22 protein-coding genes are annotated in these 23668 nt (G+C 46.1%); 13 read left to right on the top strand and 9 right to left on the bottom strand.

The features are described from left to right. Window positions 1-140: 140 nt before the first annotated feature. Window positions 141-2768 (bottom strand): DNA mismatch repair protein MutS, encoded by a 2628-nt coding sequence (gene mutS, locus QUB10_RS21700; RefSeq protein ID WP_333205362.1) that lies wholly within the window; start codon window positions 2766-2768, stop codon window positions 141-143. Window positions 2769-3411: 643 nt separating this feature from the next. On the opposite strand from mutS, the gene QUB10_RS21705 reads away from it, so the two are divergent. The 4 genes from QUB10_RS21705 (at window position 3412) to QUB10_RS21720 (ending at window position 7151) form a co-directional block, all read left to right on the top strand. After that, window positions 3412-4578, top strand: a complete 1167-nt coding sequence (locus QUB10_RS21705) for a zinc-dependent alcohol dehydrogenase (protein WP_190742724.1) — start codon at window positions 3412-3414, stop codon at window positions 4576-4578. Window positions 4579-4605: 27 nt separating this feature from the next. Next, window positions 4606-4815, top strand: coding sequence for an acetyltransferase (locus tag QUB10_RS21710; protein WP_333205363.1), 210 nt, complete (start codon window positions 4606-4608; stop codon window positions 4813-4815). 571 nt (window positions 4816-5386) lie between these two features. Further along, window positions 5387-6241, top strand: coding sequence for a manganese catalase family protein (locus tag QUB10_RS21715; protein WP_333205364.1), 855 nt, complete (start codon window positions 5387-5389; stop codon window positions 6239-6241). A gap of 229 nt (window positions 6242-6470) precedes the next feature. Next, window positions 6471-7151, top strand: coding sequence for an HAD family hydrolase (locus QUB10_RS21720; RefSeq protein ID WP_333205365.1), 681 nt, complete (start codon window positions 6471-6473; stop codon window positions 7149-7151). A 40-nt stretch (window positions 7152-7191) separates the two neighbouring features. Here the strand turns inward: QUB10_RS21720 and QUB10_RS21725 are convergent, their stop codons facing one another. Together QUB10_RS21725 and QUB10_RS21730 are read right to left on the bottom strand one after the other, a co-directional pair. Next, window positions 7192-8340 (bottom strand): AAA family ATPase, encoded by a 1149-nt coding sequence (locus tag QUB10_RS21725; RefSeq protein WP_333205366.1) that lies wholly within the window; start codon window positions 8338-8340, stop codon window positions 7192-7194. A gap of 15 nt (window positions 8341-8355) precedes the next feature. Beyond that, the gene (locus QUB10_RS21730) at window positions 8356-9147 is read right to left on the bottom strand and encodes an RNA ligase family protein (RefSeq protein ID WP_333205367.1); all 792 of its coding nucleotides are present in this window, start codon (window positions 9145-9147) and stop codon (window positions 8356-8358) included. A 121-nt stretch (window positions 9148-9268) separates the two neighbouring features. On the opposite strand from QUB10_RS21730, the gene QUB10_RS21735 reads away from it, so the two are divergent. The 3 genes from QUB10_RS21735 to hpxZ all read left to right on the top strand — a co-directional run bounded on the left by QUB10_RS21735 (window position 9269) and on the right by hpxZ (window position 11278). Continuing rightward, window positions 9269-10138, top strand: coding sequence for a prohibitin family protein (locus QUB10_RS21735; protein WP_333205368.1), 870 nt, complete (start codon window positions 9269-9271; stop codon window positions 10136-10138). A gap of 236 nt (window positions 10139-10374) precedes the next feature. After that, window positions 10375-10794 carry a peptidylprolyl isomerase gene (locus QUB10_RS21740; RefSeq protein WP_333024554.1) on the top strand — a complete coding sequence of 140 codons (420 nt, stop codon included), beginning with the start codon at window positions 10375-10377 and terminating at the stop codon, window positions 10792-10794. A 91-nt stretch (window positions 10795-10885) separates the two neighbouring features. Then, window positions 10886-11278, top strand: coding sequence for an oxalurate catabolism protein HpxZ (hpxZ, locus tag QUB10_RS21745; protein WP_333153194.1), 393 nt, complete (start codon window positions 10886-10888; stop codon window positions 11276-11278). A gap of 207 nt (window positions 11279-11485) precedes the next feature. On the opposite strand, the gene QUB10_RS21750 is transcribed toward hpxZ, so the two are convergent. The 5 genes from QUB10_RS21750 to QUB10_RS21770 form a co-directional block, all read right to left on the bottom strand. Next, entirely contained in the window at window positions 11486-12610 is a 1125-nt protein-coding gene (locus tag QUB10_RS21750; RefSeq protein WP_333153195.1) for a THUMP domain-containing protein, read from the bottom strand. A 232-nt stretch (window positions 12611-12842) separates the two neighbouring features. Beyond that, window positions 12843-14189 carry a TldD/PmbA family protein gene (locus QUB10_RS21755; RefSeq protein ID WP_333153196.1) on the bottom strand — a complete coding sequence of 449 codons (1347 nt, stop codon included), beginning with the start codon at window positions 14187-14189 and terminating at the stop codon, window positions 12843-12845. Between the two features lie 125 nt (window positions 14190-14314). Beyond that, the gene (locus QUB10_RS21760; RefSeq protein ID WP_333205369.1) at window positions 14315-15793 is read right to left on the bottom strand and encodes a TldD/PmbA family protein; all 1479 of its coding nucleotides are present in this window, start codon (window positions 15791-15793) and stop codon (window positions 14315-14317) included. A 294-nt stretch (window positions 15794-16087) separates the two neighbouring features. Continuing rightward, the gene (locus QUB10_RS21765; RefSeq protein WP_333205370.1) at window positions 16088-17392 is read right to left on the bottom strand and encodes an aspartate aminotransferase family protein; all 1305 of its coding nucleotides are present in this window, start codon (window positions 17390-17392) and stop codon (window positions 16088-16090) included. 327 nt (window positions 17393-17719) lie between these two features. Beyond that, complete coding sequence (locus QUB10_RS21770) at window positions 17720-18757, bottom strand: adenosine deaminase (protein ID WP_333205371.1); 1038 nt, start codon at window positions 18755-18757, stop codon at window positions 17720-17722. 367 nt (window positions 18758-19124) lie between these two features. Here QUB10_RS21770 and QUB10_RS21775 point away from each other — a divergent pair, with 367 nt between their 5' ends. The 5 genes from QUB10_RS21775 to QUB10_RS21795 all read left to right on the top strand — a co-directional run bounded on the left by QUB10_RS21775 (window position 19125) and on the right by QUB10_RS21795 (window position 22033). Then, window positions 19125-20465 (top strand): adenylosuccinate synthase, encoded by a 1341-nt coding sequence (locus tag QUB10_RS21775; protein ID WP_333205372.1) that lies wholly within the window; start codon window positions 19125-19127, stop codon window positions 20463-20465. An 86-nt stretch (window positions 20466-20551) separates the two neighbouring features. Then, window positions 20552-20776, top strand: coding sequence for a hypothetical protein (locus QUB10_RS21780; protein ID WP_333205373.1), 225 nt, complete (start codon window positions 20552-20554; stop codon window positions 20774-20776). A gap of 8 nt (window positions 20777-20784) precedes the next feature. Next, window positions 20785-20988 carry a hypothetical protein gene (locus QUB10_RS21785; protein WP_333205374.1) on the top strand — a complete coding sequence of 68 codons (204 nt, stop codon included), beginning with the start codon at window positions 20785-20787 and terminating at the stop codon, window positions 20986-20988. Between the two features lie 6 nt (window positions 20989-20994). Continuing rightward, the gene (locus QUB10_RS21790) at window positions 20995-21363 is read left to right on the top strand and encodes a hypothetical protein (RefSeq protein ID WP_333205375.1); all 369 of its coding nucleotides are present in this window, start codon (window positions 20995-20997) and stop codon (window positions 21361-21363) included. 64 nt (window positions 21364-21427) lie between these two features. After that, window positions 21428-22033: a 50S ribosomal protein L25/general stress protein Ctc gene (locus QUB10_RS21795; RefSeq protein WP_333205376.1), complete on the top strand. Its 606-nt coding sequence runs from the start codon at window positions 21428-21430 to the stop codon at window positions 22031-22033. 116 nt (window positions 22034-22149) lie between these two features. Here the strand turns inward: QUB10_RS21795 and QUB10_RS21800 are convergent, their stop codons facing one another. Continuing rightward, window positions 22150-22797, bottom strand: a complete 648-nt coding sequence (locus QUB10_RS21800; protein WP_333205377.1) for a Uma2 family endonuclease — start codon at window positions 22795-22797, stop codon at window positions 22150-22152. Between the two features lie 206 nt (window positions 22798-23003). Between QUB10_RS21800 and QUB10_RS21805 the strand changes: the two genes are divergently transcribed. Then, the coding region (locus QUB10_RS21805; RefSeq protein ID WP_333205378.1) for a transposase at window positions 23004-23668 on the top strand (665 nt) is incomplete at its 3' end.

A 23668-nucleotide genomic window follows, 5' to 3' on the forward strand; every position in this document is an offset into this window, starting at 1 on the left:
ACCATGCTCAAGAACAGGCAGGATGCCTGTTCCATAAAAATTCAATTTTATTGTGGGGTGGGCATCCTGCCCGCCCCTGAAAGGCTTATTTAAAATGGTGCAATATAGAAGTTACTACAATTTTTTTACCACCGCAAATTTCAATCATCAAAAATATCCAACTGTTCGCCCTCAGACTCTTTTTTGCCATCTTTTTTAACACCTTTCCGCAGCCCGATCGCAATTTTGCTATGTTTCTCAATCTGCTTCATCACCTGTCTAGCCCTGTCAATCACTGACGGCGGTAAACCAGCTAATCTGCCCGCTTCAATTCCGTAAGATTTGTCCGCACCTCCCGGCTGAACTTGGTGCAGAAATACGATTTGATCCGGCAATTCTTTCACTGTCACCTGATAATTTGCGACATTATCTAAAATAGAAGCTAACTCATTTAACTCGTGATAGTGAGTCGCAAAAATTGTCCGCGCCCGAATCTCATTTGCTAAATATTCCGCCACAGACCAAGCAATCGAAAGTCCGTCAAACGTCGCCGTTCCCCTGCCAATTTCATCTAACAAAACCAATGATTGTGGCGTGGCGTGATTGAGAATATTTGCAGTTTCGTTCATTTCCACCATAAACGTAGACTGACCGGTTGCCAAATCATCTACTGCGCCGACGCGGGTAAAAATCCGATCGCAAATTCCCAAACTCGCAGCTTTCGCCGGCACAAAACTGCCCATCTGCGCCATCAACTGAATCAAACCAACCTGCCGCAAATAACAACTTTTGCCGCTAGCATTTGGGCCTGTTAAAATAATTAAATCTGGGCGGTTTAGCGATGCTTCCCGACCCAAAAAAGCAGAATTAGGTACAAAAAATCCCGGCGGCAAAGACTTTTCCACCACAGGATGACAACCTTCAATAATTTTAATTTCCCGACTTTCTGTCATAGTCGGGCGACAGTAATTCTGGTAAACTGCTACTTCTGACAAACCGCACAAAACATCGACCGCCGCCACGGCGCGGGAAACGTTGCGAATAATTTCGGCGTGTTCTCCTACCTCCGATCGCACTTGAGCAAAAATATCGTATTCCAATTGATTTAAATCTTCCCGCGCTGTCAGAATTCGCACTTCCCTTTCTTTTAATTCTTCAGTGCTATAACGTTCTTCATTGGTGAGAGTTTGCTTGCGGGTGTAGTCCTTCGGCACTTGATCTACTTTCGATTTTGTAATGCTGATGTAATAGCCGAAAGCTTTATTGTAGCCTACTTTTAAATTAGAAATTCCCGTGCGTCTTCTCTCAGTTGCTTCTAAATTTGCAATCCATTCTTGGTCTGCTGATGCAGTGTGGCGCATTTCATCTAGCATCGGATTAATTCCCGCTCGAATCAAACCTCCTTCTTTTAAATGAATCGGCGGTTCATCAACTAAATGAGCGTGAATTTTACTTGCTAATTCTTCTAAAATTGGCGGTACATTTTGCAGCGCTTTCAAATAGGGCGAGATCCCTTGGGCTGCGATCGAGGCTAATTCCGGCAGTTTCGAGAGAGAATCAGCTAAAGCGACCAAATCCCGCGCGCTAGCTGTTCCAGAACCCGCGCGGCCTGTCAGTCTTTCGATGTCGTAAATTTGGCGCAGCAACTGCTGAAAATCTTGGCGCAGACCGTTATTTTCTACTAATTCTTGAATCGTGTCGTGTCGCGCGCAAATGCCTTTAATGTTGAGCAAAGGTTGCAGCACCCAGCGGCGCAAAGCGCGGCCTCCCATTGCGGTGCTGGTTTTATCTATCGCCCACAGCAGCGAACCGTGAAAAACCCCATCTCTTACCGTTTGAGTAATTTCGAGATTGCGGCGGGTTTGGTAGTCGAGTATGAGAAAATCGGTGAGAGTGTAAGTGTGCAATCTTTGCAAAGAAACTGCTTTTTCCTTTTGAGTTTCTTCGAGATATTGCAGCAAACCGCCGGCGGCGCGCACTGCGAGGGGCAAATGGCCGCATCCCATACCTTCAAGCGATCGCACTTTGAATTTTTGCAGGATTCTCTGTTTTGCTTCGGGCAAAGTAAACGGAATTTGCGATCGCAAAGAATAGCAAAACGAATTCGGCAAACAATCGGGTAAATGCTCGGATTTCTCTCCGGGCCTCAACATAGTCACCAAATCCGGCGCATTAGTCGGTACCAAGACTTCCGAAGGCTGCAAGCGCAGCAATTCAAGGGTTAATTGTTCTAAACTGTCTGCTTGGGTAGTGACGAATTCTCCCGTAGAAATATCTGTATAAGCCAATCCCCAATGTTCCCCCGCTATCACAATTGCTGCTAAAAAATTATTTTGCCTGGGTTTGAGCATTCCGTCATCAGTCAAGGTTCCGGGAGTGAGAATGCGGGTAATTTCTCGCTTGACTTGGCGGCCTTCTTTAGCAGCTATCGAGGCATCTTCAACTTGGTCGCAAACTACCACAGCATAGCCTTTTTCTACTAACATTGAGGTGTAGCGGTCTAGGGCGTGGTGCGGCACTCCTGTCATCGGCACTCTGCCGATTTCTTTGCCGCTTTCTTTGCTAGTACAAACAAGTTCTAATTCGCGCGAAATCGTAACTGCATCTTGGAAAAAACACTCAAAGAAATCTCCGACTCGAAACAATAAAAGTGCATGGGGATACTGTTCTTTCACTTCCACATACCGCTGCATCATCGGAGTTAGCTTGGTGAATTCTAGTAGGCGGTGGTCGGCATTGCGGATGTTGGGTTGATTGGGGTCTGTTGGGGTAGATGCAGTGTAAGGCATAAAAGGCGATCGATAAATTTTAATCTTTAACAACTTTAGCGCAAGCTCGGCTTTTAGCTATAACTAATGATACAATATTTGACGATTAATCTCCCTTAAGCAGGGTGCGTAATTCTCAATATTGGGGAAGGGTGTTGAGCTATACAAAAGTCACGCACCCTACTTAATAATCTATAAACCCGCTTTTACTTGAGAATTTTTAGGTCGCTTTTATCTAAAGTGAGCCAAAACATCGGCTTTGGTGAGATTAAGTGAGAAAAGTTTAGTTTTTGTGAGATGAGAGCGCTCGCCGATCGACAAAAACAATCTCAGCTATGTAGTTGTTAGCTGTTATGGCAGAAGGAAGAAGCAAGGATTTCAGCAATTAAGAATGTTCTAACCGTCGGGTGCGGTTGCTATAACTGTTGGGGCTTAACAGAAGAATGTGAAATCTCCCGCACTTTAGCTGGGGGAGAAACTTTACATTTTTGTTATTGAAAACAGCCGGAAGATAGATTTGGAAATTATACCTTGGATAGAGATAAAGTATATTTTATATGCTTAGAATTAAAAAAATCCAAGTTACTAATTAATCGGCGTAGTAAGTTTAAGATTTACAATCAAAAATCTGCTAGCTAGTAGTTAACTAGAGGAGAACGAAATAATGAAAGCTCTTTGCTGGCACGGAGCAAATGATGTGCGAGTTGATAATGTACCAGACCCAACAATTATCAACCCGCGCGATGCAATAGTTAAAATCACGTCTACAGCAATCTGCGGCTCAGATTTGCACCTCTACGATGGCTTCATCCCGACAATGCAATCGGGCGACATCATGGGGCACGAATTCATGGGGGAAGTAGTCGAACTCGGCAGCCAAGTCAAGAACTTAAAAAAGGGCGATCGCGTCGTCATTCCTTTTACTATTTCTTGCGGCAGTTGCTTCTTTTGCAACCGCGATTTGTGGTCGCTGTGCGACAACTCCAACCCCAATGCTGGGCTGGCTGAAAAAATGTTCGGCCATTCGCCGGCGGGATTGTTTGGCTACTCGCATTTAACGGGCGGCTATGCAGGAGGTCAAGCAGAATACGCGCGGGTTCCGTTTGCAGATGTCGGCCCTTTAAAAATTCCCGACGGACTTTCGGACGAACAAGTATTGTTCCTCACCGATATCTTTCCTACCGGTTACATGGCGGCCGAAAACTGCGACATTCAGCCGGGGGATACGGTAGCAGTTTGGGGATGCGGGCCAGTCGGACAATTTGCGATCAGAAGCGCGTTTATGCTGGGGGCCGATCGAGTAATTGCGATCGACCGCGTACCGGAACGCTTGCAAATGGCGGCCGCGGCCAAAGCTGAAATCATCAACTACGAAGAAATGGACGCCGGGGAAGCCGTCACCGAAATGACGGGGGGACGCGGGCCCGACTCTTGCATCGACGCGGTGGGGATGGAAGCCCACGGCACCGGTCTCGACGCTTTGTACGACAAAGCTAAGCAAGCCGTGCGGTTGGAGAGCGATCGACCTACGGCCCTGCGACAAGTGATCCTCGCCTGTCGCAAGGGCGGCACAGTGTCAATTCCCGGCGTTTACGGCGGCTTTGTGGACAAAGTGCCATTAGGTGCAGCTTTCAACAAAGGCTTGACCATGAAAATGGGACAGACGCACGTTCACCGCTATTTGCGGCCTTTGCTCGATCGCGTTCAAAAAGGCGAAATTGACCCGTCATTCGTAATTACGCACCGAATGAAATTGGATGAAGCGCCCCACGCTTACGATATTTTCAAACAGAAAAAAGACAACTGCATCAAAGTTGTCCTCAAACCCTAACTCGCATTTACCCTTCACGGAGAAACTATGCTTTTACAAGAAAAAGAATCAGGCGACTTGATTGAAATTCTCGATGTAGATGCTTTAATCAGCCCTACAAAACAAGAAGTGCCGGGAAAAAATCAAGCTGGTCAGGAAGAGCAAGAGACAGCAACTTTTGCAAAAAGCAAATTAGTGTTTCCTTCCGGTGAAACTCTGCCGCGCTGTTGGACTGAGGAAAATTATCAAACTAGCTGATTCAACACATTCCCCCTAGTCCCCCTCGTTAAGGGCGGGACACGGCACATACCATAGATGTTAACTTAAGGTAAGACCCAGCCAGAGATTGCTGTTTGACCATTAAATCTAGATCCCCCCTAGCCCCCCTTCTTAAGGGGGGAACAAGAGTCTTCTCAAAGTCAACCCCTACTCCCCAACAATCAGGGGGATTTAGGGGGATCTAGACTTAGCGTAAAAACGAGATTTCTCAGGGGTTTCAGTCTTAAGTTGACACGAAGAAGGGCACATAGCTGTCAGCTAAACCAGAAAAACCGCTCTCCCAAAGGGGTTAAAACCTCTGCAGGAGGGGGGTTTTGACGTGTTTTTTGAGGCCCGGAGGACACGGCGCCGTGTTTGTTTAAATAGAATGTACGATCGACAAAATTTAATAGAGTCTTTAGTTCGCGGGCGGGAGAAACCGCATTAAACTAAAGTGATAAAGATAACCGGATTTGATTTAATTTCTTTATGACTAAAAGCTGATTCCCTCCCTCACGGGCAGCGTTAAAACTAATGAAAGTTAATCAAACAACCCTGGGAGGAATTCCCCATGTTTTACCATAAGAAGCCACTACAGTATTACAAAAGACCAGAAAAGCCAGATGCCGTTTACGCCAAGCAAATTCAAGAACTAATTGGCGGTACATTTGGCGAAATGACTGTGATGATGCAGTACCTATTTCAAGGTTGGAACTGCCGAGGCCCAGCCAAATATCGCGATATGCTGCTTGATGTCGGTACAGAAGAAATCGGGCATATCGAGATGTTAGCAACTATGATTGCTCACTTGTTAGATAAAGCTCCTGTATCTATGCAAGAAGAAGGTTTCAAGGATGCTGTGGTGGGTGCTGTGATGGGTGGAAACAGCCCGCGAGATACGATCATCGGCAGCATGAATCCGCAGCACGCAATTGTATCGGGTTTGGGCGCACTTCCTAGCGACAGCGTAGGGTATCCCTGGAACGGCCGTTTTATCGTTGCTAGTGGCAATCTTTTAGCAGATTTTCGCTCTAATTTGCACGCCGAATCGCAAGGAAGATTGCAGGCTGTGCGGCTGTATGAAATGTCAGACGATGCGGGCGTGAAAGACACCCTGAGTTTTATGATTGCCCGCGACACGATGCACCAAAATTTGTGGCTGGCGGCGATCGAAGATTTAGAAAGTTCGGGAATGGAAACAACCCCCGTTCCGAGTTCCTTCCCGCAGGAGTTGGAAAAGTCAGAATTTGCTTATCAGTTTTGGAATCATTCTGAAGGTTCCGAAAGTAGCGAGGGACGCTGGGCGAAAGGCAAATCAATGGACGGCAAAGGCGAGTTTGAATATGTAGCCAATCCCCAACCGTTAGGGCCAGAACCAGTACCGCCGCCGCCCGAACCAAAATTGCACGGCACTGGCATGAAATAGCCACTCAAAAAGTTAATAGTAAGGTTTGCATTCCCCTATTGACTAATTAAGTAATTCAGGAATAAACTCCTTATTACTAAGCTCAAAAAAAACTAAAGTTCTTACTACTAACCACAGGTGCGTCGTAAGAACTTTACTCGCTGATTGGCTAATTAATTAGTTAACAACTGAAGTGCTTACTACAAACCAGGTTTTGACAATAAGTCTAATAACTAACAACAAATAAGTTATGCAATTGCAAGCAGTAATTCTCGATATTGACGGTACTCTGACGCTCAGCAATGACGCCCACGCTCAAGCTTGGGTAGAGGCATTTGCCGCTTACGGCTACGAGGTGCAGTTCGAGAAAGTTCGCCCGCTAATTGGCATGGGAGGCGACAAAGTTATACCCAAAATGGTATCAGGACTTTCCGACGAAGCAGGCGACGGGAAAAAGATTGCACAGCGGCGCAAAGAACTGATTATTAACCGCTTTTCTCCCGAACTTTCTCCAACCCCTGGTTCCCGGGATTTGCTGTTAAAAATGCAGCAAGAAGGATTGCGGCTAATTATTGCTACTTCAGCTACCACTGAAGAACTTTCCGGTTTGCTGAAAGCTGCACAAGTTGAGGATTTATTGGATCAAGCCACGACATCGAGTGATGCGGAAGCTTCTAAACCGGAACCGGATATTGTGGAAGCTGCTTTGAGCAAATTGCAGATGGAAGCGAGTCAGACTGTGATGTTAGCTGATACTCCTTACGATATCGAAGCTGCGGGCAAGTGCGGGGTGCCAGTAATTGCTTTTCGGTGCGGAGGTTTCGATGATGCTTCGCTGGCAAATGCTGCGGCAATTTACGATCACCCTGCTGATTTGTTGGCGCATTATGACGATTCTCTTTTAGGGAAAAAGGAATTGGTAGCGCGTTGAAGTAAGATGGCTAACTGGGGCGCATCGCCCCTCAAGTAACCTAATCGGTTACGATCCGATCAACTTGATGCGCTTCTGTGATGTCTGGAATATCCAGCCGCGCAGCTAATTTGCGAATGACTGATTCTGGTACTGTTGCTGTGCGCGATCGATTCTGCTGCAATATTTCTTCTAGAGGTACTTCTAGATAAACAATGCGAATGCGCGCTTGGTAAGCAGCAAAAAAATTAATTAATTGCTGCCGCATTTGTTTAGTGGTATTCGTGGCGTTCCACACAAAAGAGCGCCCGTCATTCATGTATTCGCGTGCTCTTTTTTTGGCGGCTGTGACCACATTTCCAGGGGTTTCGTCGGGAGGGAGATTCATCTCTTTTCGCAGTGCATCCAGCGAGATTAATGGAAAATCTGGGAGATTTTTCCGAATCCAATAATCTTTACCGCTTCCTGGCAAGCCAGACATCAAAATTACTTCGCATTTAGTATCGTCAAATGCTTCGTAATCCGGGTTGCCGTTGTCTTTGCGGAAGTAGATAAATCGGCTGTGTGCTGATGGGAATTGTCGGGGAGAATCCCAACAATTATTTTCTTGACAAAACTCCCGAAATAGTTCTATTTTATCGAGCAATTCTTGTTTGTCGGCGCAGTGGCGGCCGCGCACGTCTGCTTCGGCTAAAAGTGCGAGGAAATCGCAGCGGACAACTTGACTAACTTTAATTACAGACTGCTGCGGGTTGGGTTTGTCGATTAACCAGATGGGTAAACTGCCGAATTGGACGATCGCCACCACTGTTTCGCGAATCTCAAACTGCACAGGCGGCTCGAATTGAGATAAAATTTGTCTGACCATTCTCGCACCTTGGCGGGCGTGACCTTTTGAGCTAATTCTGCCGTCTGCTTCTATTTTTGTAAAGGCTGGTTTGGCGACATCGTGCAGCAAAGCGGCCGCAAAAAGTATCGATCGTTCTTTTTCGGGAAGTTGCCGCCAATTTGGGGATGAGATTAAGGCTTCGCAGACCATTTTGGTGTGAATAAAAACATCTCCTTCGGCGTGGTAAATCGGGTCTTGCTGACATCCTTTAAGGCTGTCAATCCAGTCGAAATGATTTTGAATACCCTCCCAATCCAGGAACCAATCGGGCGGTTGGGGACAAAAGGGAAAAGTCCAAGTTGGCGATAACAGTGCCGTCATAAATTCACCTGCGGGTTAACTAAAATTAAATAAATCTGCGCCGGGACGCAGAATATTGGGTATGATTGGGCGATTTAGCCAATGTCCTTCGGCATTTTTAATAGCTGTCAAAAAACTGGCACGCACGTATTTGTAACGCGCTTTTACTATGCCATATTCTTCGATTTTAATGTACAGACCTTCCATAATCTCGCTCTTGTCAGTCTCTTTCAAACATCGTTCTTCATCTAATCCCAATTCCCCGCAGTACAAACGCAAGCGTTCCAAATGTCCGGGTTGAATAAAATTAGACTTTGCCATAAACTGCATCATTTGCTTGGGAGATTTCAGCACTCCAGAAAACAGCACGGGAACGGACACTAACGGCAGTCCGTTTAACAACTTGCGGCGCGATTCTGTACTCAGAAATTGACTGGTTTCTAAGTCGAGCACGTCGTATTCCATAAAATAGTGCGGCAAAAAATCATAAAAGACAGTGTGTTTGGCATAAAGCCATTCGCCGTAAAGAATGTAGCGATTTCCCAGCACTTCTCCCAGGGTTCCGCTAAGACTGAAAGCCCACTGTTTGAATAAGTTAAAATGTTTTTCCCTCGGCCCGCCGGTGAGATAGTGGCCGCGACTTTGCAGCAGCATTTGTCCATCTGGTGCGAAGCTGATGCCTGTATTAGCGCCGTCTACCTTTTCTTCTATAATTAGAGGGCGATCGCTCAAAACGCTAAATGGCACGCTGTCGAGGTCTTCATCACCCGGTTGGAAACGCGAACCTTCGATGTGATAAGTTCTAGGATATTTAACAATTTTGCTCATCAGCCAATCCATTTTAGATTTGAGAGGCGACCCATCCATTTGAGATTTGAGATTTGAGACTTGAGAGGCGACCGAATCTATTTAACCATTATAATGGAATAATCACAAAGGAGCGTGTATTTTGAAAAGTCAAAGTTTCCAGAGCATATCATCAGCAATCGCAGGGATTCTATTAGTAGGCGCGCTACTCATCGGTTTAAACTCTTTTGTCGTCATCAATCCAGGCGAAGCAGGGGTGGTTAGCGTTTTAGGAAAAGCCACAGATGGAGCATTGTTAGAGGGGTTTCACCTCAGACCCCCGCTAATATCCAAGGTAGATGTGTACGATGTAACAGTGCAAAAGTTTGAAGTTCCCGCCCAGAGTGCTACTAAAGACCTTCAGGATTTAAATGCTAGTTTTGCGATTAACTTTCGCCTCGATCCTGCGAGAATAGTTGATGTCCGAAGGACTCAAGGAACTTTGGAGAATATAGTCTCAAAAATTATTGCTCCTCAGACGCAAGAAGCCTTTAAAACAGCGGCTGCACTGAGAACCGCCGAACAATCTATTACTCAAAGAAGTGAACTGAAGCGAGACTTTGATACGGCGCTGAAAGAGAGGCTATCAAAGTATGATGTAATCGTACTCGATACGAGCGTTGTTAACATTCGATTCTCGGCAGATTTTGCGAAAGCGGTTGAGGAGAAACAGGTCGCTGAACAGCGGGCGCAAAGGGCTGTTTATGTTGCTCAGGAAGCAGAACAACAGGCTCAAGCTGACATTAACCGCGCTCAAGGTAGGGCGGAAGCTCAAAGACTTTTGGCTGAAACTTTGAAGGCCCAAGGCGGCGATTTAGTGCTGCAAAAAGAGGCGATCGAAGCTTGGAGAAGCGGCGGCGCTCAGATGCCAAAAGTGTTGGTGATGGGCAGCGGTTCGAGTCGGGTTCCTTTCATTTTTAATATGAACGATATTCAGGAAGAACCCGATCGCCCGCAAGTGACCAACAATTAAAATATGGCTGAGGGTTACAAACTCGGTGCCTCCGAAAATATTGGCTTTGCTAACCAGAAATCTCGCAATAAACCGAGTTTCCTCAGAAAGCGCACATAACTCCTATGAGAGTTGCGGGAATATGCTACACTTCTGAAAGCCACAATATAACGACAGTTTGAAACCTGTGGTTATAAAAGCGAAGTCCGCAATTAAAACGCAGGCAACACACTCATTTTAGGAAGCCAGGAGAAATCATGACCCGCGCTATTATGGAAACCGACAAAGGCACAATCAATTTGGAATTGTTCGATGCGGATGCGCCTAACACAGTGAAGAATTTTGTTGACTTGGCGGAAAAAGGTTTTTACGATGGATTGGCTTTTCACCGAGTCATTCCTAACTTTATGATTCAAGGTGGCTGTCCAAAAGGCAATGGAACGGGCGGCCCCGGCTACAAAATCAAGTGCGAAATTAACTCCAACAAACATTTAGCAGGAACTTTATCGATGGCTCACGCAGGCCGCGATACGGGTGGTAGCCAATTCTTTATTTGCCATTCTCCCCAGTCTCATCTAGATGGAGTTCACACAACTTTTGGCAAAACTGAGGATATGTCTGTCGTCAATGCTATCCGCCAAGGTGACAAGATTATTTCGCTCAAAATTGAGCATTAATTTCCAGTAATTAGTTGTGTTTGCAATAAGGGCTAAAATCCTTATTGCAAACAAAATTTGTGAAAGTTCAGAGTTTTAAAATCTACAATTTATGAGTGTAATAAATGATTCTGCTGTGGCGGCTGAGTTAACTGAACTATATTTAAAATACGAAAAAGCTCTTTGTACGAATGATATTGAAACTCTCGATAATTTGTTCTGGGATGCGCCGGAAGTCGTGCGGTTTGGGGTGACGGAGAACCTGTACGGGAGTGATGAGGTGAGGGCTTTTCGCAAAGGGCGATCGCCTGTAAATGTCGATCGAGAAATGTTCAACCTCAAAGTCGTGACATTCGATGCAGACACGGCGGCTGTGACGCTGGAATTTCGCCGTGTAATGGATGGAGTGGTGCGCCTGGGGCGGCAGAGTCAGATGTGGCGGAAGTTTCCTCAAGGGTGGAAGATTGTTTCCGCTCACGTTTCTTTGTTGCCGAGCGAGGGATGAGCGGTGACATACCTCAGATCAAGGTGAAATAATTTCCCCAGTCGGTATTTGAATTTGATTATTGCTGAGCAATTTAATTCGGCAGATATTCTTTTTTTCCTTTACTATTAGTGCCTCTCTCTGCCTTCTCACCTATCTTCTGCTTTCTTGGTTATCCACTTTTGCAGTAGCTTCCTGATTACCGCTATTTTCCCTGCTCCGAATCCCCTAATACAGTTCATATTTGAGCAAAGTACACGGAATCGATCCATTAAAAACCGGAATTCGCCGCGATGTCCTGAGTCCCACCTTTTTACCCAACTCCTTATTCCCAGTCAAAATAAACGCATTCCAACCTTTAAAACGATTCTTGAAAATATCCCCCAACATCTTGTACAAATCTCCCAATTCGCTAGCATCTCCCAGGCGCTCTCCGTAGGGAGGATTGCAAATCAAAACGCCTCTGTCTGCGGGTGCTTCCAACTGAGATAACTCGGTTTGAGCAAACTGAATCTTACCGGAAATACCAGCTTGCTGCGCGTTCGTGCGAGCTTGAGTTAACATATCGGAATCGCGATCGCACCCGGCAATCACCTCTTTAAGTTCCGGTAACTCACTATTTTCAGCTTCGGCCCACAATTCATCCCACAAAGGTTCGTCAAAATCCCGCCAAGTCATAAATCCAAACTTTTCTCTAAACAATCCCGGTGCAATATTCAATCCCTTTAAAGTCGCTTCCAAAGGCAAAGTCCCAGAACCGCACATCGGGTCTAAAAACGGCAAATCAGGCGTCCATTCTGCCATCTCCAACAAAGCCGCAGCTAGGGTTTCTTTGAGGGGAGCAAGCCCCATCGCCGGTCGATATCCCCGGCGGTGCAAACTGCCGCCAGAACTGTCTAAGCTTAAAATAGCTCTATCTTGATGAATGTGAAGGTTAATTAGCAAATCGGGATGCTCTACATCAACATTAGAACGCTTGTTAAATTGAAGGCGCTGTTGGTCGGCGATCGCATTTTTGACCTGCAAAGCTGTAAAGTGAGTGTGGTTCAACTTTTCGTTGCCGCCGGTGCAGTTTACTGCTAAAGTATTGTCGGGATATAAGTATTCGTCCCAAGGGATTTTCTGCACTTCGCGGTAGAGCATATCCGAGTTGTAACACCGGAATTCGGCGATCGGCATTAGCACTCGAAAAATTGTTCTCGACCAAAGATTGACGCGGTATAATAAAGCCCGATCGCCCGCAAAGTAAACCCCTGTAAAATCTGGCTTAACATCCTGGGCCCCTAAACGTTCTAATTCTTGGGCGGCAATAGTTTCTAAACCGCGCGCAACTGTAGCAAAATATTGATTCATTGATAATTGGTAATTGGGAATTGGGAATTGGGAATTGGGAATTGTTACTAACAACAGACACCAGACTGATGACTATAATAGCTGGTTTTAATCCTAACTATCAAAATAAATACTCTACCTTTACGATAAATCACTCGCATTAATCTGGGTGGGGGCGGGTTTGAGAGATTGTTCTTTGTTGGCTGTGATTGTTTGTGAAACCCGCCCCTACAGATTGTTAGAAATGTGTGAGTCACAAACTGTCAGTAATACTCGTGAAATTAAAAGCTTTCACGCGCACTCCGGGCACGACACTACCGCCGTAACGCTTCACCGCACTAACTGCATCCACATCGCGCAACATATCAGGTAAAACTTGATTGAAACGCAGGTTTTTGATCGGGTAAGCAATTTTGCCATCCTCAATCCAAAAAGTACCGTCGCGAGTCATTCCCGTTACTTCCAATGTTTTCGGATTAACGTAACGCACGTACCAAGCTCGACTGACGAAAATTCCTCGCTCGGTTTGAGCAATTAAATCTGCTAAACTTTGGTCGGAACCTCTCATCACCATCGGGTAATAAGCACCTTTTGCCTCTTTGCGTTTTTGTGCGGCCCAGTAGCGGGAATAAGACAAACTTTGAGGGATGCCATTTTTGATGATTTCCAAATAGTTATTGCTTAATCCGTCGTCGAAAAAAGTATTCGATCGCAACAAAGGATGAGCCGGATCGCGCTGCACTTGCACTAACGGGCTAAAAAGTTGTTCCCCCGCGCGGTTTCCCGCTGGTTTTCCCTCTGCATCGGCGATCGACATAAACGATCGCCCCTCATCCGCCGCCCTCGCATCCAAGCTCCAAATCACCCACGGTAGCAAGCCCGCAAAAGCAGCACCGTCAAGGATTACCGGATAAACGCCGGGAGTGATGGGGCGCGGGTTGCGGGATGCGATCGCCCGATCGAGCACTTGTTCTGCTAATTGGGCGATCGGCAATTCGTTGATACTCCAAGCAGTGCTCTTCGCCCAACTAGAACCGTCTTCAACGCGAGCAGTAAAGCTGAAATCCGCATCTGTAGACTGGTTGCAGGCACGGAGTCCGGTTGACGAGGCGATCGCGTACAGCGACGCCTCAGTGCTCAAAGTGCCGGAACCATGAGCGCCCCCCTGGGAGGCTCTCGCGCACGCTTGCTGCACCATTTCGGCCCGCGCTAGAGGCGATACAGTTGCCGTTGCTGTGTCGAAGGCGGGCGATCGCAAATCGTAGGTTTGAGGCGGCAGCAGCGGCATCCATTCGGGGTCTGCCGGCGCAATTCGGGCCAATTCTTCCGATCGCTTGACTGCGGAGGCGATCGCATCTTCATCAAATTCTGTAACAGCAGCAGAGGCACTTTTGTTACCGAAATAGCTAGTAATGCTCAGGCTAAACACAGTTTTGCTGATATTTTGGCTGATTTGATTTTCCGAGAATCTCGAAAGAGATTCCTCGCCAGTAGAGATACTGACAAATACTTCCTCTGCTTTGGATAGTTTGACTGCTTTTTCTACTACAGATAAGGCTTGGTCTTCACTTAAAGTTGCGGGCGATGTTGTTACAATCATGATTGGTAATTAGGCATTGCGAATTGGGTATTGCGAATTGGGCACTGCAAATTGGACATTGGGAATTGGGCATTGTTAGCAATTAACTAATAACTAAGAACCGATGACCCATGCCCCATGCCCTATTACCCAATTTGAATATCCCTCACTCGCACGGGCACACAAGCGTGAGTCATTTGAGCCACCTGCATCGGCTCGCCCTTTCCGCATATATGAGTACCGCACTGAACCAGCTCCGAAGCCGGCCCGATCGCATCTATTTGATTCCAGAAATCAGTAGTCATCGCCTGATAAGTTACATCCTTCAACATACCGACCACTTTACCTTTTTCAACCTTCCAAAAAGCATCGCCGCCGAATTGAAAATTGCGCCGCTGCTGGTCGATCGAATAACTACCCATACCGTCGATTAAAATCCCGTCTTCCGTATCAGCAATCATCTCGGCCAAAGTAGCAGTATGGCTGCCGCCATCCGGGCCCGGCTCCAATCCCAAATTGGGAATTCTCACCATCGGCACGCTAGACCAACTGTCAGCGTAAGCAGAACCGTTGCTGCTGGCACGTCCGAGGCGATAAGCCGTCTCTCTGTCAGTGAGATAATCAACTAAAATTCCATCCTTGACAACGTACCACTCTTGTGATTTTACGCCCTCATCATCGTAACCCATTGTACCGCGGCCACCTGGTTGAGTGCGATCGCACTTAAAATTCACCCAAGGTGCAGCGTATTGCAGTTTATTTAACTTATCAGTAGTAGCAAAGCTAGTGCCAGCAAAATTAGATTCGTAGCCGTAAACCCGGTCTAATTCAGTTGGATGACCGACAGATTCGTGGATTGTCAAAAACAAATTTGTCGGCTTAAGAATCAGGGATTTGCAAATACCAGCCGGGACTGTGGGAGCGCTGACTTTCTCAATAGCTTCGGCGGCAACTCTTTCGACTTGACTCAACAAATCATCGGGATTAATATGTTCGTAACCGATATTCAGCGGCGGGCGTTCGTAACTGCGACTTTGGGCATCGCCGCCCGCAATTGCCGTACAGTCAAAACCCGGATAGCTGCGGTAGATTGTTTGTTCGATTAGCGAGCCTTCTGTAGAAGCAAAAACCTTGTCTTCGCGGCTGGACTGCAAAAAAGAAGAAGCTTTTTTGATGCCTTGTGCGCCGTGTGCTAGCAGCTTCTCGTTGATAGTTAGCAACAGTTCAGCTTTCTCAGCAACGGGTACAGAAAAAGGGTCAATGGCGATGGGAGTAATGTAGGTATCGACATATTTTTCGACAGGCACCAACCGCACCGGTTCCTTTTGAGTTAATCGGCTGCCTTTCGCGATTTCTACAGCCAAAGCGACTATTCTTGCAACCTCTGCGGGTGTTTTGCTGTGACTGGCGGCAAACCCCCAAGCGCCGTCTAGAAGCACTCGCACGCCAAAACCGGAACTTACATTATCTGACAGTTGACTTAAAGATCGATCGCGCGCGTAAAGATTCTGCCTTCGGTAACTGCAAAAACGCACATCACCGTACTCGCAACCTGTTTTCCGAATCAAATCTACAGCCAAATTTGCTAACTCGTTAGCAGAGATTTTTGCAGTTAATTGCACCATAGTTATTCGTCATTCGTCGTTAGTTGTTAATTATTATAACATATTGGAATAAACCGCGAAGATGCGAAGAGCGCGAAGGAAGGAAATAGAGAGGTCTTTCTCATATCGTTTACGGTTTTTTCGGAATGATTAAACCGCAGAAGCCGCAGAGACCGCAGAGGAAGAAAAGAGAGAGATAAATAATTCCGATGACAACGAATTTGATGTCATTTCTAAGTAGAGTTTTTACCTAAAAACATCTTCTTCTTTCTCTTCCTTCTTCGCGTCCTTCGCGTCTTCGCGGTTCGTTAAATCCTACTCCATCTCCTGCAAAACCCCTGTCAAAATTTCCACAATGCGATCGATATGTTCCTTCTCAATAATCAGCGGTGGCGACAAAGCAATAATATCACCCGTAGTCCGAATCAGCAACCCTTTTTCATAGCACTGCAAGAAACAATCAAAGGCCCGTTTCCCCGGCTTCCCAGCAATAGATTCCAACTCAATACCTGCCACCAGTCCCAGATTCCGAACATCAATTACGTGCCGCACCCCCTTCAAAGAATGCACCGCATCTTCCCAGTAACCGGCCATCTTATCGGCCCGTTCAAATAACCTTTCTTCCTCATAAATATCCAGCGTCGCCAAAGCAGCCGCACAAGCCACAGGATGACCAGAATAAGTATAACCATGAAAAAGCTCGATCGCATTTTCAGGAGCATTCATAAAAGCATCATAAATGCCTTCTTTCACAAACACCGCCCCCATCGGCACCGTACCGTTAGTTATCCCTTTCGCCGCCGTCACAATATCGGGAACCACCCCAAAATATTCCGTAGCAAAACTAGAGCCTAGCCGCCCGAATCCGGTAATAACCTCATCAAAAATTAGCAGGATTCCATATTTGTCGCAAATCGCCCGCAGCCGCTCCAAGTAACCTTTCGGCGGAATCAAAACACCCGTAGAACCAGCCACCGGTTCCACAATTACCGCTGCAATATTAGACGCATCGTGCAAAGCGACAATCCGCTCCAATTCATCCGCCAAATGCGCTCCCCATTCCGGTTGTTTGCGGCTGAAAGCATTGTGTTCGAGATTGTGAGTGTGAGGCAAATGATCGACTCCCGTCAGCAAACTGCCAAAAAACTTGCGGTTTGTACCGATACCGCCGACAGAAATTCCCCCAAAACCAACGCCGTGATAGCCGCGTTCCCTACCGATCAATCTTTGGCGAGTTCCTTCACCTTTCACCCGGTGATAAGCAATCGCAATTTTCAAAGCAGTTTCTACTGATTCCGAACCCGAATTAGTAAAGAAAACGCGATCGAAATTGCCCGGAATCATCTTTACCAAACGTTCCGCTAATTCAAAAGCACCTGGATGTCCCATCTGAAAAGCCGGAGAGTAATCCAAACGCAAAACCTGCTGTTTAACTGCTTCGGCAATTGTCTCGCGGGCGTGCCCTGCATTGACGCACCACAGCCCCGCAGTACCATCCAAAATTGAGCGGTTATCATCGCTTGTAAAGTGCATATCTTTTGCCGAAACCAATATTCGCGGATTCGCTTTAAACTGTCGGTTGGCAGTGAAGGGCATCCAGTAAGCGTCCATATTTGTCATCGTTTTTTTATCTTTTTATATTGATGATTCTGCATCCAAACTATAACTTGCTACCGATTGCCGATCGCCAGACGCTTATTATAATTTTACAAAACACCTCTATCCCTCTTTCTATCTTTTCTATCTCCTCTGCGCCCTCTGCGTCCTCTGCGGTTAGTAAAAAAAATATCATTCACAAATGAAATAAAATCACCGCCACAATCCTAAATCTTGGCGATGGCTTTCCTAGCGGCAGAGATATCAGATTAAAAACCCGGTTCATTAATTAACATAAAAAACCGGGTTTTTAAGGAACATTAAAACTTGATGTTTAATGACAAAAACTAGCTAATTAACGATCGCCTCCACAGACTCATGCTGCAACAAACCAGTTAGCATTTGGGCCGGTTGCTCCCCGTAAGGCCACGCGAAAGCATGGCGGAAAGCGGCATTTTGACACGCTTGCAACTGCCGAAAATCAATGATATCCAAAGTTAACAAATTCTCGTACTCAAAAGGCAGCCGCACGTTGTGCAATCCCGCGTTGTCGGTACAAATGGCAATATCGACACCAGCTTCAAAACATCGATCGAACACAACCTTCAATTCGCGCATATCCTGCAACGTCCCCGTTTTGAGATAGGTAGTCGGGCAAACTTCCAAGCATTGACCCCTGCGCGCGACTTCTGGCAGCAGTTCGGGATATTTTAACGGAATTTGAATCCCGTGGCCGATCCGCATCAGATAGGGCAGAAGTTCGGGATAACAGCCAGAGGTAGTTTCGTAGAGGTGGCCGGTAGTTTTGATGCCGATCGACCTCGCGTACTGGTACAATCCGACAAACTCATCTAAACGATCGCCAATACAATCATCGCCGCCAGCTATATCGATCGCACAAACATATTCTCCCATCCCGGCCGCCAAATCTACGATCGCCCGATTCACCTCATAGGGTAAACGCGAGTGCATACACAAAATTTGGCTAGTAACAATCGGACAATCGCTAATTTGACTTGCCTTGCCCACAACTTGTACAATTTCTGCCATCAAATCAATGCGTTCTGACTGATTCAAATGTTCTGGAGTCCGCAAATAAGGCGTATAGCGCAACTCCAAATAAGCCAGATTTTCAAACACGTAAGCGCCCCGCATCAACCGATAGATGAAATAAGGCAAAGTCTCAACAGTTTGAACGCTTTCTACCAGTGTGTGCAGTTCCAAATACTCATTGAGAGTATTGCGCGGACGAGTGTAAAACTCCTCAAACTCCGAGTATTCTTGAAATCGATTAACCATCTCAGCATTGTGGCGATCGAAATACCGCCACAGCACCCTAGGAACGACAGAACCACCCAGATGGCGGTGCAACTCAGCGTGTAAACTCATGGCAACAAAGCCTCTATTTTCTCAATCTTAACAAAAATTAATTAGTCAGTAGTCATTAGTCAGTAGTCAGTAGTCATTAGTCATTGGTTATTTGTTAGTTCCAATGCCTAATGCCCAATAGACATCTCCCATAATTCTTGTGGAACAGGCATCTTGCCTGTTCAAAATAGGCTTTTTGGGAGATGCCCCATGCCCCATGCCCCATGCCCCATGCCCCATGCCCCATGCCCCATGCCCCATGCCCCATGCCCCATGCCCGTATCTAAAATCCCAAATCTAAAATCTAAAATCTAAAATTGATTGACATTTAGGACGCATTCATACATAATCGGAGATTGTGTCAACCTGAACAGAACGCGAGAAACCCTTGGCTAACGTAGTTGTAATCGGCGCCCAGTGGGGCGATGAAGGAAAAGGCAAAATTACCGATTTGCTCAGCAAATCCGCAGATATCGTTGTCCGCTACCAAGGGGGCGTCAACGCGGGTCACACCGTGGTAGTCAACGGTCAGACTTTCAAGCTGCACTTAATTCCGTCTGGGATTCTCTACCCTGATAAAGAGTGTATTATCGGCTGCGGTACGGTCATCGACCCTAAAGTTTTAATTGCAGAGTTAGATCAGCTAGAGGCACTGAATATTTCGACAGCCTCGCTGATGATTTCGGAGACGGCTCACGTCACGATGCCCTATCATCGATTAATTGATGTAGCATCGGAAACGCAGCGGGGAAATTATAAAATCGGGACGACGGGACGCGGCATTGGCCCTACTTACGCCGACAAGTCGGAACGCACTGGCATTCGGATGCTAGATTTAATGGACTTGGACGGGTTGCAAGAACAATTGGAATGGACGATTAATTGTAAAAATGTCCTTCTCGAAAAACTCTACAATTTGCCGCCTTTAAATCCGCAAGACGTAATTGATGAATATCGAGTTTATGCGGAACGTTTGCGGCCGCACGTAGTTGATAGTTCCCTGAAGATTTATGAGGGAATTCACAAGCGGAAAAATATTCTGTTTGAAGGCGCGCAAGGCACTTTATTAGACTTAGATCACGGTACTTATCCTTACGTTACTTCCAGCAATCCCATCGCTGGCGGTGCTTGTGTGGGAACCGGAGTCGGCCCAACAGCGATCGATCGCGTAATTGGCGTAGCAAAAGCTTATACAACCCGCGTCGGAGAAGGCCCCTTCCCTACCGAAATGGTAGATGGAATAGGAGCAATTTTGGGCGATCGAGGTGCAGAATTCGGCACGACAACCGGCCGCAAACGCCGCTGCGGTTGGTTCGATGCGGTAATCGGTCGGTACGCAGTCCGCATCAACGGCCTTGACTGTCTGGCAATTACCAAACTAGATGTTTTGGATGAATTAGAAGAAATAAAAGTTTGCGTTGCTTACGAAATTGACGGCGAAAGATGTGTTGATTTCCCGAAAAGTTCCCGGATATTTGCTCGGTGCCAACCTATTTACGAAACCCTTCCCGGTTGGAAACAGTCTACGGAAGAGTGCCGGAATTTGGAAGATTTGCCGCAGCAAGCTTTGGATTATCTGAAGTTTTTGGCAGATTTGATGGAAGTGCCGATCGCGATCGTTTCTCTAGGTGCGAGCCGCGACCAAACTATCATTGTAGAAGACCCCATTCACGGCCCGAAGCGGGGGTTATTGTCGGCTGACAGTAGGCCTGTAGCTCCTCTATCCTAAGATTTTGAGTCATAAAACGTCAGACTGCTAGAAAGAGCGTAGCTGAACTGAGCTATTGCCCGCACTTAGTGCAAGGAGCTATAATAATGATCGATAAAAACTGGAAGACTGACGAAGACCAGCAGATATCCAGGTTAGAAGTTCACAGAGACCTCATTGGGTGGGTGATCCAAGAATTGGAGCGAGCAAATATTTACTCACAAAGAACTATTGGGAACGATCCAAAGGGTGATATTTTAATTATCAATCCAGAAGATGCTCCTAAAGTCAAAGAAATAATCGCAGATATTCAAAGGAAATTCAATGGATAGAGAAAACGATGAAAGAACCGCACCTTGAAATCAAGACTCGATATGTCCATGCTGGATTGGCGAAAAAAATCATTAACAAAGGTACTGTAATAGGAGTTATAACTACAAAAAAAATCTCTGAACCAGCTAAAAAATTATTTGACAATGCGGATATAGCGTGGGCTGAAAATATTCCAGAAAGTGCATTTAAGCTATCTGAATTGGAGGAGTAATTATTTATGTTAGATATCAGCTTCTACACCACAAATGGATCGGAATCGGAAACGGTAGATGTAGGAGAAACCCTTTACGAATGGTTAGCCAAATCTGATTTTTCAAAAATAGGCGGGGAATCAATCGACACCGAAATTTACCTAGATGAAGAAAATGTAATTCTGCCTCTAGTTGAATTAAATCAAGATATTCGCCAGCAGTTCAAGAAAATTTTCAGCGAAGCAATCATCAGTGAAAGCGATGAAGTTCTTACTAAGCTTGGTGATTACCCTTCAAAAGAAGAGTATCAATCAGGAACCTACCGTCTGAGAAAAATGCTGGAATTGCTCAAGTGTGTGGAAAACGAAAATTATCAATACCTTCAGCGAATTTAATTGAGCGCGATCGCAATATCACAATTCTGGTAAAATGTGAAAACAATCAGCAGAAAGTCATAAAATGGAACTCGCAGTAGAATGTCAAAAGCGGGCAGAAGGCAGCAAACCTAACGCCCTCCGCCGCTCTGGATTGATTCCCGCCGTCCTCTACGGTCACAAAGGCTCTGAATCCATTTCCCTTACCATCAAAGCCAAAACAGTCGAACACCTGCTCAAAAAGCACGTAGTCAACAATGCCCTAATTGACCTCAGCATTCCCGACCTCTCTTGGAGCGGAAAAACCTTGCTCCGGGAAGTTCAAGTTCATCCTTGGAAGGGCTATCCTTACCACCTGAGCTTTTTCTCCGTCGCAACTCAAGACAGTCTGGAAGTTGAAGTGTCGCTGAATTTTGTCGGCGAACCCGTCGGCGTCAAGTTAGAAGGCGGCATCTTGGATACCGTGCTGACGCAACTGGCAGTTAAGTGCAAACCTGACAGCATTCCTGAAGCAATTGAAGTAGATATTTCTCATTTAAAGGTTGGGGATGCGCTGCACATTCACGAGTTAGTTTTGCCCGCAGGAGTGGTAGCTCTGGGCGAACCAGATCAGGTGGTTGTTAGCGTGCTGGGAATTCAAGCAGGTTCTGAAGCTGAAGACGCAGAAGAAGACGCAGCCGCAGCAGCTTGATTAGTAATTGCTAATAGTTGTTAACTAATTGTTGAAAAAAAAAGGGCGATCGCTTTCTCGCAAAAGGGCGATCGTTTTTTGCTAAAAAGGCTATTCTCGTTTGGGCGCGATCGCACTTACTCTACTCCGCCTTGAATCTGCTGTCGCACCCATTGACTAAAATCAATCTGTGCGGCAACTTCATCGATGAAAGCCACTTCTAGAAACTGGTATAAATCCGTTTTTTCAATAATGGGAAAAGTCGGAGATCGATCGCGCTCGACATAAGCCCCATCGACTAATTGCAAAATCCGCCATACCCGCCCGTTAAACCGCCAAAATTCCGGCACGCCCATACTGGCATAAAGTGTATTTTTATTGAGATCGGTATGGGTAATATCCACTTCCACCACTAAATCCGGGGCTGGATCGACATTCAAATTAACCAGGCGATCCGCCACTAAGGCATAATTCTGGATGTAATACCCATTGTCAGGCTCGGCGCTCTTGAGTAGGTCTTCTCGATCGAGCCTAGTCGATCCCATCGTCTTCATTCTCATCCCCATCTCAACGATCAGGATTAAGATGAATCGTTCAATCAAGCGAGCAGAGCGTTCGTGTTCTTCGAGGGGCATGGTGATTTCTAACACCCCGTTATCGTAAGTAAAGCGGGCGTGAGTGCGCTCCGCCAGCAAACTTTGAATTTGCTTAAAGGCTTGCCAATCGAGGTCGCGAAAGGTGAGGCGCTTTTCTCCGACAAGTTGAGGTGGTGGCTCTAACAACATCAAAATTACCGCAATTTAAGCGAAAGTTGACAGAACATTTACTGTTAATTATTTTAACTCCTCGCTCCTGTTGTCCCCCGCTATAACTGTACCCAGTGTCTTCGGTGGGATGAAAGGCAGGGAGATTGTAGGTACGGAAATCTCCAAATCTTTATTTTTGTAGATATTTTACTGAAATGTTTATAATACAGTAAGGAGGCAATGAGATGCTGCATACTGCTATCAAGGTTCGACTTTATCCAACATTAGAGCAACAAGCCCTACTATCTGGGCACTTTGGCTGTGCCAGATGGTGGTGGAACTATGGTCTAAATAAGTCAATTGAGACTTATAAAGAAACGGGTAAAAGCCTTGGTCAGTCAGCACTCAATGCCTTTTTACCAAAACTCAAGAAAACCGAAGAAACACTTTGGTTGTCTGAATGTTACAGCCAAGTTTTGCAAGCAACAACGCTCAACCTCACAACCGCCTATAAAAACTTTTTTGCAGGTCGTGCTAGGTTCCCGCGCTACAAGTCAAAGCATGGTAAGCAATCGATTCAGTATCCTCAAAATGTCAAGGTACTTGATGGGTTTATTCAGTTTCCGGGCAAGGTCGGCAAAGTTAAAGCCAAGTTGCACAGGAACATAGAAGGAACAATCAAAACCGTAACGGTTAGTTTAAATCCTTCTGGGAAATACTTTGCCTCAATATTGACGGAGAGTGAAGGCGACAATCCGACTGTTTCAACGGTCGGCAAAGTAATTGGAATTGACTTGGGATTGACTCATTTTGCTATTACGAGCAATGGCTGCGTCTCTAAGTATGATAACCCTAAGCATCTAGCCAAACACGAGAAAAACCTCAAACGCAAGCAACAAAAGCTAGCTAA

The sequence above is a fragment of the Microcoleus sp. B5-D4 genome (assembly GCF_036705145.1).
In the GTDB taxonomy this organism is placed as follows: Bacteria; Cyanobacteriota; Cyanobacteriia; order Cyanobacteriales; family Microcoleaceae; genus Microcoleus.

Bases quoted from the DNA above. Each gene is read 5' to 3' on its own strand.
- QUB10_RS21720 (WP_333205365.1), top strand. From the start codon at position 6,471: ATGCAATTGCAAGCAGTAATTCTCGATATTGACGGTACTCTGACGCTC.
- QUB10_RS21770 (WP_333205371.1), bottom strand. From the start codon at position 18,757: ATGAGTTTACACGCTGAGTTGCACCGCCATCTGGGTGGTTCTGTCGTT.
- hpxZ (WP_333153194.1), top strand. From the start codon at position 10,886: ATGAGTGTAATAAATGATTCTGCTGTGGCGGCTGAGTTAACTGAACTA.
- QUB10_RS21760 (WP_333205369.1), bottom strand. From the start codon at position 15,793: ATGGTGCAATTAACTGCAAAAATCTCTGCTAACGAGTTAGCAAATTTG.
- QUB10_RS21785 (WP_333205374.1), top strand. From the start codon at position 20,785: ATGAAAGAACCGCACCTTGAAATCAAGACTCGATATGTCCATGCTGGA.
- QUB10_RS21705 (WP_190742724.1), top strand. From the start codon at position 3,412: ATGAAAGCTCTTTGCTGGCACGGAGCAAATGATGTGCGAGTTGATAAT.
- QUB10_RS21710 (WP_333205363.1), top strand. From the start codon at position 4,606: ATGCTTTTACAAGAAAAAGAATCAGGCGACTTGATTGAAATTCTCGAT.
- QUB10_RS21765 (WP_333205370.1), bottom strand. From the start codon at position 17,392: ATGACAAATATGGACGCTTACTGGATGCCCTTCACTGCCAACCGACAG.
- QUB10_RS21750 (WP_333153195.1), bottom strand. From the start codon at position 12,610: ATGAATCAATATTTTGCTACAGTTGCGCGCGGTTTAGAAACTATTGCC.
- QUB10_RS21740 (WP_333024554.1), top strand. From the start codon at position 10,375: ATGACCCGCGCTATTATGGAAACCGACAAAGGCACAATCAATTTGGAA.
- QUB10_RS21790 (WP_333205375.1), top strand. From the start codon at position 20,995: ATGTTAGATATCAGCTTCTACACCACAAATGGATCGGAATCGGAAACG.
- QUB10_RS21755 (WP_333153196.1), bottom strand. From the start codon at position 14,189: ATGATTGTAACAACATCGCCCGCAACTTTAAGTGAAGACCAAGCCTTA.
- QUB10_RS21730 (WP_333205367.1), bottom strand. From the start codon at position 9,147: ATGAGCAAAATTGTTAAATATCCTAGAACTTATCACATCGAAGGTTCG.
- QUB10_RS21725 (WP_333205366.1), bottom strand. From the start codon at position 8,340: ATGACGGCACTGTTATCGCCAACTTGGACTTTTCCCTTTTGTCCCCAA.
- mutS (WP_333205362.1), bottom strand. From the start codon at position 2,768: ATGCCTTACACTGCATCTACCCCAACAGACCCCAATCAACCCAACATC.
- QUB10_RS21780 (WP_333205373.1), top strand. From the start codon at position 20,552: ATGATCGATAAAAACTGGAAGACTGACGAAGACCAGCAGATATCCAGG.
- QUB10_RS21800 (WP_333205377.1), bottom strand. From the start codon at position 22,797: ATGTTGTTAGAGCCACCACCTCAACTTGTCGGAGAAAAGCGCCTCACC.
- QUB10_RS21715 (WP_333205364.1), top strand. From the start codon at position 5,387: ATGTTTTACCATAAGAAGCCACTACAGTATTACAAAAGACCAGAAAAG.
- QUB10_RS21795 (WP_333205376.1), top strand. From the start codon at position 21,428: ATGGAACTCGCAGTAGAATGTCAAAAGCGGGCAGAAGGCAGCAAACCT.